The 18751-nt window shown below is 70.2% G+C and carries 17 protein-coding genes and 2 riboswitches; of the genes, 12 read left to right on the top strand and 5 right to left on the bottom strand.

What is annotated here, in order from left to right; all coding sequences use genetic code 11:
• The 4 genes from BZY54_RS24045 to gcvT all read right to left on the bottom strand — a co-directional run.
• On the bottom strand, positions 1-327 hold a 327-nt coding region (locus BZY54_RS24045; RefSeq protein WP_279634703.1), incomplete at its 3' end, for a serine dehydratase beta chain.
• Positions 328-431: 104 nt separating this feature from the next.
• Positions 432-1694, bottom strand: a complete 1263-nt coding sequence (gene glyA, locus BZY54_RS24040) for a serine hydroxymethyltransferase (RefSeq protein ID WP_086727413.1) — start codon at positions 1692-1694, stop codon at positions 432-434.
• 17 nt (positions 1695-1711) lie between these two features.
• Positions 1712-2089 carry a glycine cleavage system protein GcvH gene (gcvH, locus tag BZY54_RS24035; protein WP_086727412.1) on the bottom strand — a complete coding sequence of 126 codons (378 nt, stop codon included), beginning with the start codon at positions 2087-2089 and terminating at the stop codon, positions 1712-1714.
• A 160-nt stretch (positions 2090-2249) separates the two neighbouring features.
• A complete protein-coding gene (gcvT, locus tag BZY54_RS24030) occupies positions 2250-3377 on the bottom strand; it encodes a glycine cleavage system aminomethyltransferase GcvT (RefSeq protein ID WP_086727411.1) in 1128 nt (375 codons plus the stop codon).
• An 82-nt stretch (positions 3378-3459) separates the two neighbouring features.
• Positions 3460-3575, bottom strand: a riboswitch (glycine riboswitch).
• Positions 3576-3675: riboswitch (glycine riboswitch) on the bottom strand.
• Between the two features lie 171 nt (positions 3676-3846).
• On the opposite strand from gcvT, the gene BZY54_RS24025 reads away from it, so the two are divergent.
• From BZY54_RS24025 to BZY54_RS23980, 10 genes are all read left to right on the top strand, one after another.
• Positions 3847-4545, top strand: coding sequence for a P-loop nucleotide/nucleoside kinase family protein (locus tag BZY54_RS24025; RefSeq protein ID WP_086727410.1), 699 nt, complete (start codon positions 3847-3849; stop codon positions 4543-4545).
• A 41-nt stretch (positions 4546-4586) separates the two neighbouring features.
• Positions 4587-5390: an enhanced serine sensitivity protein SseB gene (locus BZY54_RS24020; RefSeq protein WP_086727409.1), complete on the top strand. Its 804-nt coding sequence runs from the start codon at positions 4587-4589 to the stop codon at positions 5388-5390.
• A gap of 168 nt (positions 5391-5558) precedes the next feature.
• On the top strand, positions 5559-6362 hold the full coding sequence (locus BZY54_RS24015; protein WP_086727408.1) for an enhanced serine sensitivity protein SseB C-terminal domain-containing protein: 804 nt from the start codon (positions 5559-5561) through the stop codon (positions 6360-6362).
• 323 nt (positions 6363-6685) lie between these two features.
• Positions 6686-7693 carry an ABC transporter permease gene (locus BZY54_RS24010; RefSeq protein WP_086727407.1) on the top strand — a complete coding sequence of 336 codons (1008 nt, stop codon included), beginning with the start codon at positions 6686-6688 and terminating at the stop codon, positions 7691-7693.
• Positions 7694-7761: 68 nt separating this feature from the next.
• Positions 7762-9555: an ABC transporter substrate-binding protein gene (locus BZY54_RS24005; RefSeq protein ID WP_086727406.1), complete on the top strand. Its 1794-nt coding sequence runs from the start codon at positions 7762-7764 to the stop codon at positions 9553-9555.
• A gap of 143 nt (positions 9556-9698) precedes the next feature.
• Positions 9699-10697 (top strand): ABC transporter permease, encoded by a 999-nt coding sequence (locus BZY54_RS24000; RefSeq protein ID WP_086727405.1) that lies wholly within the window; start codon positions 9699-9701, stop codon positions 10695-10697.
• Positions 10694-11791 (top strand): ABC transporter ATP-binding protein, encoded by a 1098-nt coding sequence (locus tag BZY54_RS23995; RefSeq protein ID WP_086727404.1) that lies wholly within the window; start codon positions 10694-10696, stop codon positions 11789-11791. Before BZY54_RS24000 ends, BZY54_RS23995 begins: the two co-directional genes overlap by 4 nt.
• A gap of 23 nt (positions 11792-11814) precedes the next feature.
• A complete protein-coding gene (locus BZY54_RS23990) occupies positions 11815-13308 on the top strand; it encodes an ABC transporter ATP-binding protein (protein ID WP_244217311.1) in 1494 nt (497 codons plus the stop codon).
• A 104-nt stretch (positions 13309-13412) separates the two neighbouring features.
• Positions 13413-14804 carry a M1 family metallopeptidase gene (locus BZY54_RS23985; protein WP_086727402.1) on the top strand — a complete coding sequence of 464 codons (1392 nt, stop codon included), beginning with the start codon at positions 13413-13415 and terminating at the stop codon, positions 14802-14804.
• 53 nt (positions 14805-14857) lie between these two features.
• The gene (locus BZY54_RS23980; protein WP_086727401.1) at positions 14858-15514 is read left to right on the top strand and encodes a trimeric intracellular cation channel family protein; all 657 of its coding nucleotides are present in this window, start codon (positions 14858-14860) and stop codon (positions 15512-15514) included.
• Here BZY54_RS23980 and BZY54_RS23975 read toward each other — a convergent pair.
• Entirely contained in the window at positions 15423-16661 is a 1239-nt protein-coding gene (locus BZY54_RS23975; RefSeq protein WP_086727400.1) for an alpha/beta hydrolase, read from the bottom strand. The genes BZY54_RS23980 and BZY54_RS23975 overlap by 92 nt on opposite strands.
• Before the next feature lie 152 nt (positions 16662-16813).
• Between BZY54_RS23975 and BZY54_RS23970 the strand changes: the two genes are divergently transcribed.
• Positions 16814-17674, top strand: a complete 861-nt coding sequence (locus BZY54_RS23970; RefSeq protein WP_086727399.1) for a thioesterase family protein — start codon at positions 16814-16816, stop codon at positions 17672-17674.
• A gap of 101 nt (positions 17675-17775) precedes the next feature.
• The coding region (locus BZY54_RS23965) for a helix-turn-helix transcriptional regulator (protein WP_107419785.1) at positions 17776-18751 on the top strand (976 nt) is incomplete at its 3' end.

Here is an 18751-nt window from a genome sequence, read left to right as displayed (position 1 = left end):
GAAGGAGAACGCGATCTCGTGCTCGCCGAGGAGGCTCAGGCGGCCCGCGGCCTTGATCCGCTCCACCCGCTCGTCGGCCGTCTCGACGTCCACCGTGCGCGGTGAGTCGCCCTCCAGGCCGAGCAGCACCGCCTTCGGCGTGCCGTGGCCGTGGCCGGTGGCGCCGAGGGAGCCGTAGAGCTCCGCACGGACCGACGCGGCCTGCTCCAGCAGCCCTTCGCTCCGCAGCCGGCGGGCGAACATGCGGGCGGCGCGCATCGGGCCGACCGTGTGGGAGCTGGACGGGCCGATGCCGATCGAGAACAGGTCGAAGACCGAGATGGCCACGGTGACTCCTCAATGCGGGGTGGTGCCGGGGTGCCGGACGGGGCACCGCGCGGGGGTGGGGTCTCCACCCGCGCGCGGTGTCCCCAGCGGGTGACGGGGGTGTCTTACTTGTTCAGACCCGGGTACAGCGGGTGCTTGTCGGCCAGGGCCTTCACCCGGGCCTTGAGCGCCTCCGCGTCGTAGGACGGCTTCAGCGCCTCGGCGATCACGTCGGCGACCTCGGCGAAGTCCTCGGCCGTGAAGCCTCGGGTCGCCAGGGCCGGCGTGCCGATCCGCAGGCCCGAGGTGACCATCGGGGGGCGCGGGTCGTTCGGGACGGCGTTGCGGTTGACCGTGATCCCGACCTCGTGGAGGCGGTCCTCGGCCTGCTGGCCGTCCAGCTCCGAGTTGCGCAGGTCGACCAGGACCAGGTGCACATCGGTGCCGCCGGTCAGCACGTCCACGCCGACCGCCTTGGCGTCGTCCCGCACCAGGCGCTCGGCCAGGATGCGGGCGCCCTCCAGGGTACGACGCTGGCGCTCCTTGAAGTCCTCGCTCGCCGCGACCTTGAAGGCCACGGCCTTGGCGGCGATCACGTGCTCCAGCGGACCGCCCTGCTGACCGGGGAAGACCGCGGAGTTGATCTTCTTCGCCAGCTCGGCGGTGGACAGGATCACACCGCCGCGCGGGCCGCCCAGCGTCTTGTGGGTGGTGGTGGTGACCACGTGGGCGTGCGGCACCGGGTTGGGGTGCAGGCCGGCCGCGACCAGGCCGGCGAAGTGCGCCATGTCGACCATCAGGTAGGCGCCGACCTCGTCCGCGATCCGGCGGAAGGCGGCGAAGTCCAGCTGCCGCGGGTAGGCCGACCAGCCGGCCACGATCAGCTTCGGCCGGGACTCCTTCGCCAGCCGCTCCACCTCGGCCATGTCGACCAGGCCGTCGTCGCCCACGTGGTAGGCGACCACGTCGTAGAGCTTGCCGGAGAAGTTGATCTTCATGCCGTGGGTCAGGTGCCCGCCGTGCGCCAGGTTCAGGCCCATGATCGTGTCACCGGGCTTGAGCAGCGCGAACATCGCGGCCGCGTTCGCCTGGGCGCCGGAGTGCGGCTGGACGTTGGCGTGCTCGGCGCCGAACAGCGCCTTGATGCGGTCGATGGCGATCTGCTCGACCACGTCGACGTGCTCGCAGCCGCCGTAGTAGCGGCGGCCCGGGTAGCCCTCGGCGTACTTGTTGGTCAGGACCGAGCCCTGCGCCTCCATGACCGCGACCGGGGCGAAGTTCTCGGAGGCGATCATCTCCAGCGTGGACTGCTGGCGGTGCAGTTCGGCGTCGACCGCGGCGGCCACGTCCGGGTCGAGTTCGTGCAGAGGGGTGTTGAGTACCGTCATCGGTTCGGTGTCCCTCCTCAGCCGGCGTTCTGGGCGGCGTACTCGTCGGCGGAGAGCAGGTCGGCCGGCTCCTCCGTGACACGCACCTTGAACAGCCAGCCGCCCTCGAAGGGCTCGGAGTTCACCAGCGAGGGGTCGTTCACCACGTCCTCGTTGACCTCGGTGACCTCACCGCTGACCGGGGAGTACAGGTCGGACACGGACTTGGTCGACTCCAGCTCACCGCAGGTCTCGCCGGCGGTCACCGTGGTGCCGACCTCCGGCAGGTCGGCGTAGACGACATCGCCGAGCGCGTTGGCCGCGAACTCCGTGATGCCGACCGTCGCGACGCCGTCCTCGGCGGGCGACAGCCACTCGTGCTCCTTGCTGTAGCGCAGCTGCTGGGGGTTGCTCATGGCCTGAATTCTCCTGTACGCGGGGGACTGCTGGTGACTGAGGGACTGCTGAAAACGCTGGTGGGCAGGGCGATGTGCCGGGCATCACACGCGGGCGCGCGACCCGCGGGCTCGCGGGCGTCCGGGGACAGGTGCCGCCGGAGCCCTGCCGGACCAGTCTCTACTTCTGCCGCTTGTAGAAGGGCAGCGGCACGACCTCGTACGGCTCGTGCTTGCCGCGGATGTCCACGCCGACGCCCGCCGTGCCGGGCGCGGCGTGCGCGGCGTCGACGTACGCCATGGCGATCGGCTTGCCCAGGGTGGGGGAGGGGGCACCGGAGGTGACCTCGCCGATCACCTCGCCGCCGGCGACGACGGAGTACCCGGAACGCGGGACGCGACGGCCCTCGGCGACGAGGCCGACGAGCACCCGGGGCGGCTGGGCGGCGGCGCGCTCGGCTGCGGCCAGCAGCGCCTCGCGGCCCACGAAGTCGCCCTCCTTGTCGAACTTGACCACTCGGCCGAGCCCGGCGTCGAACGGGGTGAGCGCGGTGCTCAGCTCGTGCCCGTACAGCGGCATGCCGGCCTCCAGGCGCAGCGTGTCGCGGCAGGACAGCCCGCACGGCACCAGCCCGGCGCCCGCGCCGGCGTCCGTCAGCGCCTGCCACAGCTTCTCGGCGTCGGCCGGGGCGACGAACAGCTCGAAGCCGTCCTCGCCGGTGTAGCCGGTGCGGGCGATCAGCGCGGGCACACCGGCGACGGTGCCGGGCAGGCCGGCGTAGTACTTCAGCCCGTCCAGGTCGGCGTCGGTGAGGGAGGCGAGGATGCCGGGGGACTCGGGGCCCTGCACGGCGATCAGGGCGTAGTTGTCCCGGTCGTCGCGGACCTCCGCGTCGAAGCCGGCCGCCCGCTCGGTGAGCGCGTCCAGCACCACCTGGGCGTTGGAGGCGTTGGCGACGACCATGTACTCGTTGTCGGCCAGCCGGTAGACGATCAGGTCGTCCAGGATGCCGCCGTCGGCCCGGCAGATCATGGTGTAGCGGGCCCGGCCCACGCCGACGGAGGCGATGTTGCCGACCAGGGCGTGGTTCAGCAGGGCGGCGGCCTGCGGGCCGCTGACGGTGATCTCACCCATGTGGGAGAGGTCGAAGAGGCCGGCCCGGGTGCGCACGGCGACGTGCTCGTCGCGCTCGGAGCCGTAGCGCAGCGGCATGTCCCAGCCGGCGAAGTCGGTCATCGTCGCACCGAGCGAGCGGTGCACCGCGTCGAGCGCGGTATGCCGGAGCGGACTGGATGCGGAAGTGCTCATCGGGCGGTCTCCCAGGCGGTGCGGGCCCCCGCGCGAGCGAAGTCGGGCGTGGGGGAGGGCGAGGACGAATCGAGATCGGGTGTCCTCCCCATCTGTCATCGGAACCTGAGAGGTTCGCCATGACCGCCGTCGGACGGACGATCACGGCTTGCACCTTGGGTGGAGCCACTGCGACAGCGGCCCGCTTTTCAGATGTGCCTCGCCCGCGCGGTAACGGGGCCTGAGAGATTCAAGGGAGGGACTTGCTCCTTCGGCGCCCCAGCGAGACGGCTGCTGGGAACTCTCCCGCGCGGATTCAAGCGGCCGGTATGCAGTTGGCGGGCTCATCATTGCACGCCCGGCGCGCTCCCGGCAGGGCGGCTCTTGTAACCGACCCGTGGCAGAACGCGCACGAAATCACCGGACTCTCGCATTACCTTCTCTTTACACTCGAGGGGGAGGTGAACCGTCACCAACCCAGGGGAGGACGATGACGGTGGACAGGACCGCGCCGGCGTACGCGACGACCCGGGCCCTCGCCCTGCCCGGCCATCCAGGAGCCCGGGCCCGCGAGCGTGGCGGCGAGCACCCCGCACCCGTGGTCCGCGACCTGCGCGAGCGGTCCGGCCGCACCCCGCACGCGCTGCTCTTCGGCCCGCACGACGTGGCCGTGGTCACCGGCCTGCCCGGCAGCGGCAAGTCGACACTGATGCACCGTGCGGTGCGCGGCCCGAGGATCGACTCCCAGGACACCCGCGACCGCTGGGACGCCCGACTGGCGCGCTACCTGCCCTACGCGCTCTACCGCCCCCTGGTCCGCCTCGCCCACTACGCCGCGCTGCGCCGCGCCCTGCGGTCGGGCGAGTCGGTCGTGGTCCATGACTGCGGCACACAGACCTGGGTCCGCGGCTGGCTGGCCCGTGCCGCCCGCCGTCGCGGCGGCACGCTCCACCTGATCCTCCTGGACGTCACCCCCGACACCGCCCGGAACGGCATGCGCCGGCGCGGCCGCGGTGTCTCGCGCTACGCCTTCCTGCGCCACCGCAGGGCGGCGGCCCGGCTGCTGCGCGCCGTGGAGCGGGGCGACCTGCCCGAAGGCTGCGGCTCGGCGGTCCTCCTGGACCGCGAGGCGGCCACCGCACTGCACAGGATCGGCTTCACCGGCCCGCCCCGCACCGGCACCCGATAGCCTTTCGGTCACAGCAGCGGTTTCCAGCAGGTGGTGGGCGAATGGACTTTGCGGCGGACTTCTCCGGGGGCTTCCCGGCTGACTTTCCGGCACCGGCACACCCCCAGCCGCACGGCGGGTGGCCCGGCAACGAGCTGGAGGAAGTGCTCTCCGCGTCCCTCGGCATGCCCTCGGCCGGGGGCCGGATCATCGAGGTGCTGGCCCGCAGCTTCCTGTGGGTGCCGCTGCCCAACGGCGGTGGCCCGCACAGCGGTCCGCTGGACCTGCCCACCCTGGAGATCGACGGCCAGGCCTACGTCCCGGTCTTCAGCTCCGAGGAGCAGTTCCGCCAGGTCGCCGGCGCGCACATGCCCTGCACCGTCGCACCCGCCGTCGAGTTCGCGCGCGGACTGCCCCCGCAGGTCGGCATCGCGCTGAACCCGGAGGGCGTGGTCGGCCTCCCGCTGCCCCCGCCGGCCGTGGCCGAACTGTGCCGGGCCGGACGCACCGAACTGGACGGCCCCGCGAGCGGCGGCCGGGTCCGTCTGTTCGAACCCGACTGGCAGGACGACCCGGTGGACTTCCTCGCCGCCGCCTCCGCCGAGTTCGCCGACACGGGCGTGGTCCTCACGGCCCGCCGCTGCCTGGCCGCCGTCGAGACGGCCGAGCCGGCGATGTTCATAGGCGTGGAGCTCTCGCAGTGGGACGGCGACCTGCGGGCCCGCCCGCTGGACGCCCTGGGCCGCGCCCTGGCCAAGGTCCCGGTCGCATGGCCGGTCAACCTGGTCCTGCTGGACGTGACGGACGATCCGGTGGCCGGCTGGATGAGGGAACAGGTCCGGCCGTTCTACCAGCACGGTCACTGAAGACCCTCCCGGGCGCGGGACGGTGTAGACATGCGGCTCCGCCGCGAGGCACCACACGACAAAACCACCTGCGGCCGCGGAACGACATCGCGTACCGAGCTCGTGGGCGGCCTTTAAGCTAGGACAACGGCTCGGTCGAAACCTTGGTTGCATGGAGGGGCGGTAAAAGTGAGCGCCAGCGCGAGCGGCACCGCCGCGGCCGGGCACGTGGAGCAGACGCTGCGCCAGGTGGCGCCCGGACGTTACGACGCCTACGAGGCGCTCCTGCGCGCCCTCGCGACCCCGTCCTCCGGCCAGGTCTGGATGCTGCTCTGGCACGGCCAGGCGGGTTCTGCCGACGCCCAGTACGGCCACATGGAGGTCGACGGCCGCGGCTACGCCCCCTGCGTCACCTCGGCCCAGGAACTGTCGGCCAGCGGCTGGAACCGGTCGTACGAGGTGGTGGACGCCCTCGACGTCGCCCGCATCCTCTACCCCGACCACTACGGCCTGTGGCTGAACCCGCACGCCCCGGGCGGTGGCGTCGGCATCCCCTGGCTGGACCTTCGCCGCATCGCCACCGGCCTGGACCGTCAGCCGGCCGGGCCGCTCCGGCTGTCCGAACCGGCCATCGAGATTCCGCACTTCTACGCCCTGCTGACGCAGAACGCCCACCGCACCCCGGCGATCCGCTCGCTGCGCCGCGCCTGGGTGCAGCCCGCGTTCGGGGCGCCGTACCTCGCCATCGGCCTGGACGTGTACGACACCTCGCCGCCCGCCGTGGACTCGGTGCGGGTGATGATGCAGCAGTCCGTCGGAGCGGTCCCCGACGGGCTGCCGGTGTCGACCGTGGCGATGTCCGACGAGTTCGACCCGGTGGCGATGTGGCTGCGCGCCAACTCCCGCCCCTTCTACGACCGCGAAGCCCACGCCGGCCCGGTCCAGAGCCCGGCGAGCGGCTACGGCTACCCGCCGGCCGGTGGCGGATACTGATCCGGAAGCGCAGGTACCGCTGACACCGATGAGCCGGATGAGAGCCCTTCTGCGCGCGTAGATGAGGGTGGAAGGTCCGGTTCTCGCCCGGAAAGGGCCAACTGGCCCGTGTCCGGCCCCCGTTACCCACTGTCCGGATAACGGAACCCTTCTGCCCGCATCACGTTTACGCATCCATTCCCCGTCAAGTCTGGCAACAGATCGCCAATGCGTTGAAGACTCCCGCACCAAGGGGCGTTCGCCCCTGTGTACGACGGACTGATCATGCCGCCACAGCGGCAAGTGCGGGCCGGCTACCGCCGGTTGAGAGGGGTCCCTGCCTAATGACGGCACCATTGCACGAGCCGACCGCGGAAGCGGCCCCCAGCGCGGCCGACGAAGCGGCGGTAGCCACCGCGGGCGTGAAGGCCGTCCAGGGCCGCTCCCTGGGACGGATCGCCTGGGAGCGCCTGAAGCGGGACAAACTCGCACTGACGGGTGGCGTCGTCGTGCTCGTCCTCATCGTGATCGCGCTGCTCGCACCGGTGATCGCCAATCTGGTCGGGCAGGACCCGGACGCCTATCACGAGAACCTGATCGACCCGCTGTTCGGCACCCCCAGGGGGTCGCTGGGCGGCATCAGCGGAGACCACCTGCTGGGCGTCGAGCCGGTCAACGGCCGCGACATCTTCGCCCGCATCGTCTACGGCGCACGGGTCTCGCTCCTGGTCGGCTTCCTGTCCGCGATGGTCGCCGTCATCCTCGGCACGATCCTGGGCATCCTGGCCGGCTTCTTCGGCGGCTGGGTCGACTCGCTCATCAGCCGTGTGATGGACGGCCTGCTGGCCTTCCCCCAGCTGCTGTTCACCATCGCCCTGGTCTCCGTTATGCCGAACAACATGCTGGGGCTGACCGGCTCCAGCGTGCGGGTCTTCGTGATGATCCTGGTCATCGGCTTCTTCGGTTGGCCCTACATCGGACGCGTGGTGCGCGGCCAGACGCTCTCGATGCGCGAGCGCGAGTACGTCGAGGCCGCCCGATCGCTGGGCGCCGGGCGGTTCTACATCCTGTTCAAGGAGCTGCTGCCCAACCTGGTCGCGCCGATCATCGTCTACACGACGATGATGATCCCCACCAACATCCTCACCGAGGCGGCACTCAGCTTCCTGGGCGTGGGCGTCAAGCCGCCCACGGCCTCCTGGGGGCAGATGCTCTCGAGCGCGATCGACTACTACGACTCGGACCCCATGTACATGGTGGTCCCGGGTGTGGCGATCTTCATCACCGTTCTTGCCTTCAACCTCTTCGGCGACGGCGTGCGGGATGCGCTCGACCCGAAGGGCGCCCGCTGATGCGCCAACCCCAAGCGTCCCGTGGCACCAACACGGGGTCTCTCATCAAATCCGGAGGATCCGAGATCGTGACTACCCAACGCACCTCAGGGCGGCGCAAGCAGGCGTTGGCCGCCGCTGCTGCGGTCGCCGCACTGCTGACCACGGCGGCGTGCGGCGGCGGCAGCGACGACAAGGGCGGGTCGAAGACCGGCGCCGCCGGCTACGACGCCGCGAACAACAAGGTCGCCCAGGCCTCGCTGGCCAAGAAGGGCGGCACGCTGAAGTTCGGTGGTGCCCAGGACGCCGACTCGTGGGACACCACGCGCGGCTACTACGGCTTCATGTGGAACTTCGCGCGCTACTACAGCCGCCAGCTGGTCACGGGCAAGACGGAGCCGGGCAAGGCCGGTGCCCAGCTGACCCCGGACCTCGCCGACGGCCTCGCCAAGGTCACGGACAACGGCAAGACCTACACGTACCACCTGCGTGACGGCATCACGTGGGAGGACGGCAAGCCGATCACGTCCAAGGACGTCAAGTACGGCATCGAGCGCGTCTGGGCGCAGGACGTGCTGTCCGGCGGTCCGACCTACCTCAAGGACTTCCTGGACCCCAAGGGCGAGTACAAGGGCCCGTACAAGGACAAGTCCGCGGACCACCTGGGCCTGAAGGCCATCGACACGCCGGACGACAAGACGATCGTCTTCCACCTGCCGAAGGCCAACTCGGACTTCGAGGAGGTGCTGGGGCTGGTCTCGGCCTCCCCGGTCCGCCAGGACATGGACACCAAGTCCAAGTACGGCCTGCACCCGTTCTCCTCCGGCCCGTACAAGTTCCAGTCGTACAGCCCCGGCAAGAGCCTGACCCTGGTGCGCAACACCAACTGGAAGCAGGCCTCGGACCCGATCCGCAAGGCGTACCCGGACAAGATCACCGTCCAGTTCTTCTCGGACGCCAACCAGCTCGACCAGCGTCTGCTCAACGGTGACCTGGACCTGGACATCAACCAGACCGGCATGTCGCCCCAGGGCCGTACCACCGCCCTGAAGCAGCACAAGGCCAACCTGGACAACCCGGTCTCCGGCTACATCCGGTACGCGGTCTTCCCGCAGAGCGTGAAGCCGTTCGACAACATCGAGTGCCGCAAGGCCGTCATCCTCGGCGCCGACCACGTCTCGCTGCAGACCGCCCGAGGCGGCCCCATCGCCGGTGGTGACATCGGCACCAACATGCTCCCGCCGTCCGTCCCGGGCGCCGAGGGCCAGCAGTACGACCCGTACGGCATCTCCGGCGCGAACAAGAACGGCAACGTCGCCGAGGCCAAGAAGGCGCTGAAGGCCTGCGGTCACCCCAACGGCTTCTCCACCACCATCGCGGTGCGCAACAACAAGCCGGTCGAGGTCGCCACGGCCCAGTCGATGCAGGCGTCGCTGAAGAAGATCGGCATCAACGCGCAGATCGACCAGTACGACGGCTCGCAGACCACCGGCATCATCGGCAGCCCTTCGAACGTGAAGAAGAAGGGCTACGGCATCATCATCATGGGCTGGGGTCCGGACTTCCCGACCGTCCAGGGCTTCGGTCTGCCGCTGTGGGACAGCAAGTACATCGCGCCGAGCGGTAACAACAACTACGCCCTGATCAACGACAAGGCGATCGACGGCCTCTTCGGCCAGTACGTCACCACGCTGGACGACGCGGGCAAGACCAAGATCGCCACGGACATCAACCACAAGGTCATGGAGGGTGCGTACTACCTGCCCTTCACCTTCGAGAAGTTCATCAACTGGCGCTCGGACAACCTGGCGAACGTCTACACGACGGACAACTACAGCGGTATGTACGACTTCGTCAACCTTGGCCTGAAGAACCCGAAGTAAACCCGGCACACCCGCCGTACGGCACGAAAGGCAGGTGAAGGCCGGCGCGGCGTGGTCGCGGGCCACCCGGGGACACCCCCCACGTCCACAAGACAGTGGGGGAGACCGGAGGTGGCCCGCGGTCCCGCGGCGGGCCGTAAGCTGTGCTCGCTTACCTCATCAGGCGGCTCTTCGCCGCCGCAGTGATGCTCGTGGTCATCGTCATGGTGGTCTTCGGCATCTTCTTCCTCGTCCCCAAGTGGGCGGGCGTCGACATCGCCCTGAGCTTTGTGGGCAAGCAGGCCGACCCCGCCGCGGTCGCCGGTGTACGGGAGAAGCTCGGCCTGGGGGACCCGATCTACTTCCAGGTCTGGGAGTTCTTCAAGGGCATCTTCGTCGGCCGCACCTACTCGGGCGGCGGCGACGTCGTCCACTGCTCCGCGCCGTGCTTCGGCTACTCGTTCAAGAGCGAGCAGGCCGTCTGGCCGGTGCTGACCGACCGCTTCCCGGTGACCCTGGGACTCGCGCTCGGCGCCGCCGTGCTGTGGCTGATCTTCGGTGTCGCGGCCGGTGTGCTCTCCGCGCTCAAGCGGGGCAGCATCTGGGACCGCGGCGCGATGGTCGTCGCCCTGGCGGGTGTCTCCCTCCCCATCTACTTCACCGGTCTGCTCAGCCTGGCGATCTTCGCCTTCGGGCTGCACTGGATCGACGCGCAGTACGTGCCCCTCTCCCAGAGCGTCGGCGGCTGGTTCGGCGGCATGATCCTGCCCTGGATCACCCTCGCCTTCCTGTACGCGGCGATGTACGCCCGGATCACCCGCGCCACCATGCTGGAGATCCTCGGCGAGGACTACATCCGTACGGCACGCGCGAAGGGCCTCAGGGAGCAGACGGTCATCGGCAAGCACGCCATGCGCTCCACGATGACCCCCCTCCTGACCATGCTCGGCATGGACCTCGGCGCCCTCATCGGCGGCGCCATCCTGACCGAGTCCACGTTCAACCTGCCCGGTCTCGGCCGCGCCGTGCTCGACGCCATCAGGAACCAGGACCTGCCCATCATCCTCGGCGTCACCCTGATCACATCTCTCGCGGTGCTCATCGCCAACCTCGTGGTGGACGTCCTGTACGCCGTGATCGACCCCCGAGTGAGGCTGGCATGACCGAACTCAGCAAGACCGGAGCGGCCGTCGGCGAGCCCACCACCGCCTCGCCCGCCCCGAGCGCCTTCCTGGAAGTGCGCGACCTGAAGGTGCACTTCCCGACCGACGACGGCCTGGTCAAGTCCGTCGACGGGCTCAGCTTCCAGCTGGAGAAGGGCAAGACCCTCGGCATCGTGGGCGAGTCCGGCTCCGGCAAGTCCGTGACCTCGCTCGGCATCATGGGCCTGCACACCGCCGGCCAGTACGGCAAGCGCAAGGCGCAGATCTCCGGCGAGATCTGGCTGGACGGCACCGAGCTGCTGTCCGCCGACCCCGACCACGTGCGCAAGCTGCGCGGCCGGGAGATGGCGATGATCTTCCAGGACCCGCTGTCGGCGCTGCACCCGTACTTCACGATCGGCGCGCAGATCGTCGAGGCGTACCGCATCCACCACGACGTCGACAAGAAGACCGCCCGCAGGCGGGCGATCGAGATGCTCGACCGGGTGGGCATCCCGCAGCCGGACAAGCGGGTGGACAACTACCCGCACGAGTTCTCCGGCGGCATGCGCCAGCGCGCGATGATCGCGATGTCGCTGGTCAACAACCCCGAACTGCTCATCGCGGACGAGCCGACCACCGCCCTGGACGTCACCGTCCAGGCGCAGATCCTCGACCTCATCCGGGACCTGCAGAAGGAGTTCGGCTCCGCGGTCATCATCATCACCCACGACCTGGGCGTCGTCGCCGAACTCGCCGACGACATCCTGGTGATGTACGGCGGCCGGTGCGTCGAGCGGGGCCCGGCGGACAAGGTGTTCTACGAGCCCCGCCACCCCTACACCTGGGGCCTGCTCGGCTCCATGCCGCGCCTGGACCGCGAGCAGCAGGACCGGCTCATCCCGGTCAAGGGATCGCCGCCCTCCCTGATCAACGTCCCGTCCGGCTGCGCCTTCAACCCGCGCTGCCCGTACGCCGACGTCCCCAAGGACAACGTCACCCGCACGGTCCGCCCCGAGCTGACCGAGGTCGGCAGCAAGCACTGGGCCGCCTGCCACATGTCGCAGGAGCAGCGGGAGCGGATCTGGATCGAAGAGATTGCGCCGAAGCTGTGAGTGAGAACGCAGAGGACAACGCAGTGAGCATCCCTGCACAGAGCGACGGCGGGCAGGCCGGGGGCGAAGGCGTGGCCAAGGCCTCCGGTGCGGCCACCCTCACCAAGGAGGCCGCGCCCGGCGAGGTCCTGCTGAAGGTGACCGGGCTGCAGAAGCACTTCCCCATCAAGAAGGGTCTGCTGCAGCGCCAGGTCGGCGCCGTGCGCGCCGTGGACGGCCTCGACTTCGAGGTGCGCGCCGGTGAGACCCTCGGTGTCGTGGGCGAGTCCGGCTGCGGCAAGTCGACGATGGGCCGGCTGATCACCCGGCTGCTCGAACCCACCGCCGGGCAGATCGAGTTCGAGGGCAAGGACATCACGCACCTCGGTGTGAGCGGCATGCGCCCGATGCGCCGCGATGTGCAGATGATCTTCCAGGACCCGTACTCGTCGCTGAACCCGCGACACACCATCGGCACGATCGTCGGTGCCCCCTTCAGGCTCCAGGGCGTGGAGCCCGAGGGCGGCATCAAGAAGGAAGTGCAGCGGCTGCTCTCGGTGGTCGGCCTCAACCCCGAGCACTACAACCGCTATCCGCACGAGTTCTCCGGCGGTCAGCGCCAGCGCATCGGCATCGCCCGCGCGCTCGCGCTCAAGCCGAAGCTGGTGGTGGCGGACGAGCCGGTCTCCGCGCTGGACGTGTCGATCCAGGCGCAGGTCGTCAACCTGCTCGACGACCTCCAGCAGGAGCTGGGCCTGACGTACGTGATCATCGCGCACGACCTGTCGGTCGTCCGGCACGTCTCGGACCGGATCGCGGTGATGTACCTGGGCAAGATCGTCGAGCTGGCCGACCGCGACTCGCTGTACAAGGCGCCGATGCACCCGTACACCAAGGCGCTGATGTCGGCCGTCCCGATCCCGGACCCCAGACGCAAGAACGCCAAGAGCGAGCGCATCCTGCTCAAGGGCGACGTGCCCTCGCCGATCGCGCCGCCGAGCGGCTGCCGTTTCCACACCCGGTGCTGGAAGGCGACCGAGATCTGCCGCAAGACCGAGCCGCCGCTGAAGGAGCTGATGCCCGGTCAGCGGGTGGCCTGCCACCATCCGGAGAACTTCGAGGACCAGGCGCCGCAGGACACGGTGCTGCTGTCGGCCGCGAAGGAGGCGGCGGAACTGGTCTCCGAGGAGGCACTCGCCAAGTCGGCCGAGACCTCGGCGGCGGTCGCGGCGGCGGCCGACGAGATCGCGGAGGCGCAGGCGGAGTCGAACGAGCCGGCCAAGGCGTCCTCGGACGACGCGGAGGAGCCGGCCGAGTCCTCCGCGGACGAAGCGAAGAAGCCGGCCCCGGCCTCTTCGGACGACGCCGGGGAGCCGGCCGAGGCCTCCTCGGACGCGGACGCGGACACGCACTCGGAGGCGGAGACGGACTCGGAGGCGGACGCCGGGACGGCCGCCCCGGAGGGCTCCGACAGCGACAGCCGCGGCGGAACCGACGGCGATGGCGAGAGCGGCGGTCAGGAGTCAACCGACGACTGAGGCATGACGACTTGGCAAAGTCATGCACATGACCGAACGGGAGAGCGCAGAGTCGACCCCGTCCGTGCGATCCACTGATCGACGCACGCGCGAAGGGATGACTCATGGCACTCTCCCGTTCGGCACGTCTGGCGGCCGTCGCCACCGCGGCGGCCTCTTTCCTGGCCGTCGCCGCATCCTCGGCCCCCACCCACGGCGCCCCCGGCATCGGCGACCCCTACTTCCCGCAGCTGGGCAACGGCGGCTTCGACGCCCGTCACTACGCCCTCGACATCGCGTACGACCCGGACACCGGCCGCCTCGACGGCCGCACCACGCTCACCGCCCGTGCCACCGAGACCCTGTCCTCCTTCGACCTGGACCTCCAGAAGCTGGACGTCGCCGGCGTCCTCGTCAACGGCAGGCACGCCGACTTCACCCGGGACGGCGACGAGATGACCATCACCCCGCGCGGGGTGCTGCCCAAGAACCGCACCTTCACGGTGACCGTCACCTACGGCGGCATACCCGAGCCGCTGAGCGGCCCGATCGTCTTCGGCTCGAAGTACGGCTGGATGAAGACCGGGGACGGCGTCTTCGTCGCGTGCGAACCCAACGCCGCCTCCACCTGGTTCCCCTCCAGCGACCACCCCTCCGACAAGGCCACCTACGACATCCGGATCAAGGCGCCCAAGGGCCTGACCGGCGTCTCCAACGGCCGGCTGGTCTCGACGTACGACAGGGGCGGCTCGACGTACACCCACTGGCGCGAGGACCGGCCCATGGCCACCTACCTCGCCACCGCCACCATCGGCAAGTTCGACGTGCAGACCGGCCGGACGCCCTCCGGCATCCCGATCTACGTCGCCATCGACCCGACGCTCAAGAACAGCAACAGCGTCGACGTCTACGCGGTGACCGCCGCAGCCACCGACTACTGGTCGCAGATCTTCGGGCCGTACCCGTTCGAGGAGACCGGCGCGATCGTCGACGACATGCCCGAGGCCGGGTTCTCGCTGGAGGTGCAGAGCAAGCCCGCCTACTCGGCCGTGCGCAGCGAGTCGACGATCGTGCACGAGCTGGCCCACCAGTGGTTCGGCGACTCGGTGTCGGTGGAGCGCTGGAAGGACGTCTGGCTCAACGAGGGCTTCGCCACCTACGCCCAGTGGCTGTGGGACGAGCACCGGGGCACCCGTTCGGCACACGACTCGTTCCTGGCGGCCTACGGCGCCCGCCCGGCCGACAGCTCCTTCTGGCAGGTCGAGCCGGGCGACCCGCAGCGCGACACCATGTTCGCCTCCGCCGTCTACCAGCGCGGCGCGATGACGCTCCAGGCGCTGCGCGAACGCATCGGCGACAAGGCCTTCTTCCGGCTGCTGCCCGCCTGGAGCAACGCGCACCGCTACGGCAACGCCGACACGGCCGACTTCGTCCGCCTCGCCGAAAAGGTCTCCGGACAGCGGCTGGACGAGCTCTTCCAGAAGTGGCTCTTCACGACCGGCAAACCCGCCCTGTGAGCCGGCGGGCCTTGCATCGCAAGGCCCGCACCGCACCTGAGTAACAATATGGGGTGCTTCAGCAACTGTTCAGCCCCTCCGTCCAGCACACGGTCGACCTGGTCGGCATCTTCGTGTTCGCCATCTCCGGCGCGCTGCTGGCCGTCCGCAAGAACTTCGACGTCTTCGGCATCGCCGTGCTCGCCGAGGTCACCGCGCTGGGCGGAGGACTGTTCCGCGATCTGATGATCGGGGCCGTACCCCCGGCCGCCTTCACCGACCTGGGGTACTTCCTCACCCCGCTGTTCGCCACGGTCGTGGTCTTCTTTCTCCACCCGCACGTGGAGCGCATCCAGGCGGCCGTCCTCGTCTTCGACGCGGCCGGCCTCGGCCTGTTCTGCGTCTCCGGCACGACCAAGGCGTACGACTACGGGCTGAGCCTCACCTCGTCGGCGACCCTCGGGATGGCCACCGCCGTGGGCGGCGGTGTGCTGCGGGACGTGCTCGCCAACGAGGTGCCCTCCCTGCTGCGCTGGGACCGCGACCTGTACGCGGTCCCGGCGATCGTCGGCGCCACCATGGTGGTGCTGTGCATCCACTACGACGCGCTGAACCCGCTCACCACCGGGCTGGCGGTGGTCACCGCCTTCGTGCTCCGCCTGCTCGCGATGCGGTTCCACTGGCGAGCTCCGCGGGCTTGGAACCGGCGGTCGACCGTCCGGGAGGAGTAGGGGTCATCCGGATGTGCCCGCCGCCCTGGTGGCCCAGCTCCGCGCTCAGCCAGCGGAACACCGTCGGCACCTGCGGCCGCCACAGCGCCATGGTGTGCCCGCCCGCGCTGCGCGGCAGGAACACCACGCGCACGCTGGTCGGGGGCTTCGCGACCTGCTCCAGGGCCACTCCGGCCTCGTATCCGTCGCCGGCCTCGCCGGACATGTAGAGCGCGATCCGCGGTGGGGTGCGGTACTTGCGCAGCAGGACGTAGGGGTTGTTCGCCCGGCGCAGTTCGATGTTCTGCGCGGCCAGCGAGGCGCGTTCGCCGATCGGATCGTTGTAGCCGGACATGCCCACCGCGGCCCGGTAGCGGTCGGGGTGGGCGACGGCGAGCTTGACCGCGCAGTGCGCGCCGGCCGAGTAGCCGGCGGCCGCCCAGCCGTCCGGCGCGGCCTGGGCACGGAAGTTGTCCGTGATCATCTTCGGCACGTCGATGCTCAGCCAGCTGTCCGCGTTGACGGTGCCCGGTATGTTCGCGCAGCCGGTGTCCATCTTGGCGATCAGGTTGGTGCGCGGGGACACCAGGATGAAGGGGGCGACCTGGCCGCTCCGCATCAGGGGCTCCAGCTGCTCGTGCACCTTCATCGACCCGAACCAGGCCTTCGCCGATCCCGGGTAGCCGGACAGCAGCTCGACCACCGGGAACTTCTTGTTCTTGTAGGCGGGCTCGTCGTACTGCGGCGGCAGCCAGACGTAGACCTCGGCGTTCACTCCCGAGACCCGGCCCTTGAGCTGGGTGACCTTGACCCCGCCGGCGGCGTGCATCCCGGGGCCGTCGGCCTGGGTGAAGGTCTGGTGGACCTTGGGCAGCTTGCGGTAGGCGATGCCTCCCGTGCCGTCGGCGCCGAGGTTGGCCGCCTGCTGCACATGGTTGCCGGTGCCCAGCAGGTCCGCCCAGTTGTCGTACAGGTTGTTGGCGTTGTTCACCAGCACGAAGACCAGTGTGATGGCGGTGGCCTGGGCGAACAGCAGCATCAGCGCGCGCAGCGCGGTACGCAGCACCTGGGGGCCCTTCAGCCGCGTCCACAGGACGAACGGCAGGACGAGGGCCACCGCGGCCAGCGCGACGGTGGTGTACAGGAACGGAGTCCCGGTGAGGCTCATGTCCCCATAGAGGGAAATCCGGGGCTTCGGGTTACGGACGAGTCGGACACTTACCGAGAAATTGCCGAAGGCTCACATGCCTTCCGGTGTGGTCCGCTCGTCCGCGCCTGAAAAAGCTACCGCTTAGTAGTTTCCTGTTGTAACGTTCAGGCATGGCAGAAGCAGCTTCCGACCCGGCCACGCGGGCCACGATCGGCGACAGCGAGTTCGACCGGGACACCGCGGTGACCCGCCGCGCCCCGGGTGTCTACGACATCGACCTCTCCGCCGGCTGGACCATCATCAACGCCGTCAACGGCGGCTACCTGCTGGCCGTCCTCGGCCGCGCTCTCGGGGACGCCCTGCCGCACCCGGACCCGTTCACCGTCTCGGCACACTATCTGACGGCCTCCCAGCCCGGCCCCGCCGTCGTGCGCACGGACGTGGTCCGCACCGGCCGAACCCTCTCCACCGGCCAGGCCTCCCTCTTCCAGTACGACGCCGACGGCCGGGAGGTGGAACGCATCCGCGTCCTGGCCTCCTACGGCGACCTGAACGCCCTGCCCGACGACGTGCGCACCACCGCGAAGCCGCCCGCGATCCCGCCGATGGAACAGTGTTTCGGACCGCAGGACGGACCGGCCCCGGTCCCCGGCAGCTCGGCCATCACCGACCGCCTGATGCTCAAGCTGGACCCGGCCACCCTGGGCTGGGCGCTCGGCTCGCCCTCCGGCAAGGGCGAGATGCGCTCCTGGTTCGGGCTCGCCGACGGCCGGGACGCCGACCCGTTCTCCCTCCTGCTCGCCGTGGACGCGCTGCCGCCGACCGCGTTCGAGCTCGGCCTGAAGGGCTGGGTCCCGACCGTCGAGCTGACCGTGCACGTCCGCTGCCGCCCGGCGCCCGGCCCGCTGCGCGTCTCCATCACCACCCGCAACCTCGCCGGCGGCTTCCTGGAGGAGGACGCCGAGGTCTGGGACAGCGCCGACCGGCTGGTGGCGCAGTCCCGGCAGCTGGCCCGCGTCAGGCTCGGCTGAGCGGCTCGCGCCCGAGCCGGGCCGCCACCGAGCGTCCCGCGGTAACCTGACAAGTTCCGTCAACATTTGTTCCGGGTGTCCCGGGGCGCGATTCTGACGACGTGAAGTCCGACCGCCTGCTGTCGATCCTGCTGCTCCTCCAGACCCGGGGCCGGGTGCCCGCGCACGAACTCGCCGACCGGCTGGAAGTCTCGGTGCGCACGATCTACCGCGACATCGAGGCGCTGTCGGCCTCCGGTGTCCCTGTCTACGCCGAACGCGGCCGGCACGGCGGCATCGAACTGCTCGCCGGTTTCCGCACGGATGTCACGGGCCTGACCGCCGACGAGTCCCGCGCGCTGTTCATCCTGGCCGCGCAGGGCGCGCACGCCGCGCTCGGTCTGGACGCGGCGCTCGGCTCGGCGCTGCGCAAGGTGATGGCGGCGCTGCCGGCCCCGCACCGGCCCGCGGCCGAGGTGACCAGCCGCCGGATCCTGGTGGACGCCACCCGCTGGAAGAGCGGCCCGCAGCAGGCCGTCGACCTGGACGTCCTGCAGGACGCGGTGTTCGCCGACCGGCGCCTGAGGCTGCGCTACCGGCACAGCGGGGAGCGCGAGCCGCGCACCTACACCGTCGATCCCTACGGCCTGGTCTCCAAGGCGGGCGTCTGGTACCTGGTCGCCGACCGGCGGGCCAGGCCCCGGCTGTTCCGGGCCGACCGGGTGCGCTCGGCCCGGCTCCTTGACGATCCCGTACGGCGCCGGCCGGGCGTGGAACTCGCCGACGCCTGGGAGGTGGTGCTCCGCGAGGTGGAGGAGCGCCCCGGCGGGCTCGACGTCACCGTCCGGGTGCGCCGCGACCGCCTGGACATGTTCCTGCGCCTGAACGCCTCCTCGCTGGCCGCCCTGCCCGACGACGACGGCGGGAGCGAGTGGGTCACCGCCCGGCTGTCGTACGGCATCGTGCGCGAGGTGCGCCAACTGCTCGCGTTCTCCGACCGGGTGGAGGTGCTCTCGCCGCCCGAGGCGCGCGAGGAGCTGCGGGTGGCGGCCGAGGCCGTCGCGCAGCTGTACGGGCGTGCGGGCACGGGGGAGGGGC

It is taken from the genome of Streptomyces carpinensis (genome assembly GCF_002154505.1).
GTDB lineage: Bacteria > Actinomycetota > Actinomycetes > Streptomycetales > Streptomycetaceae > Streptomyces > Streptomyces carpinensis.
The sequence above is the reverse complement of the archived record's forward strand: the minus strand, read 5'-3'. Positions and strand labels throughout refer to the sequence as shown.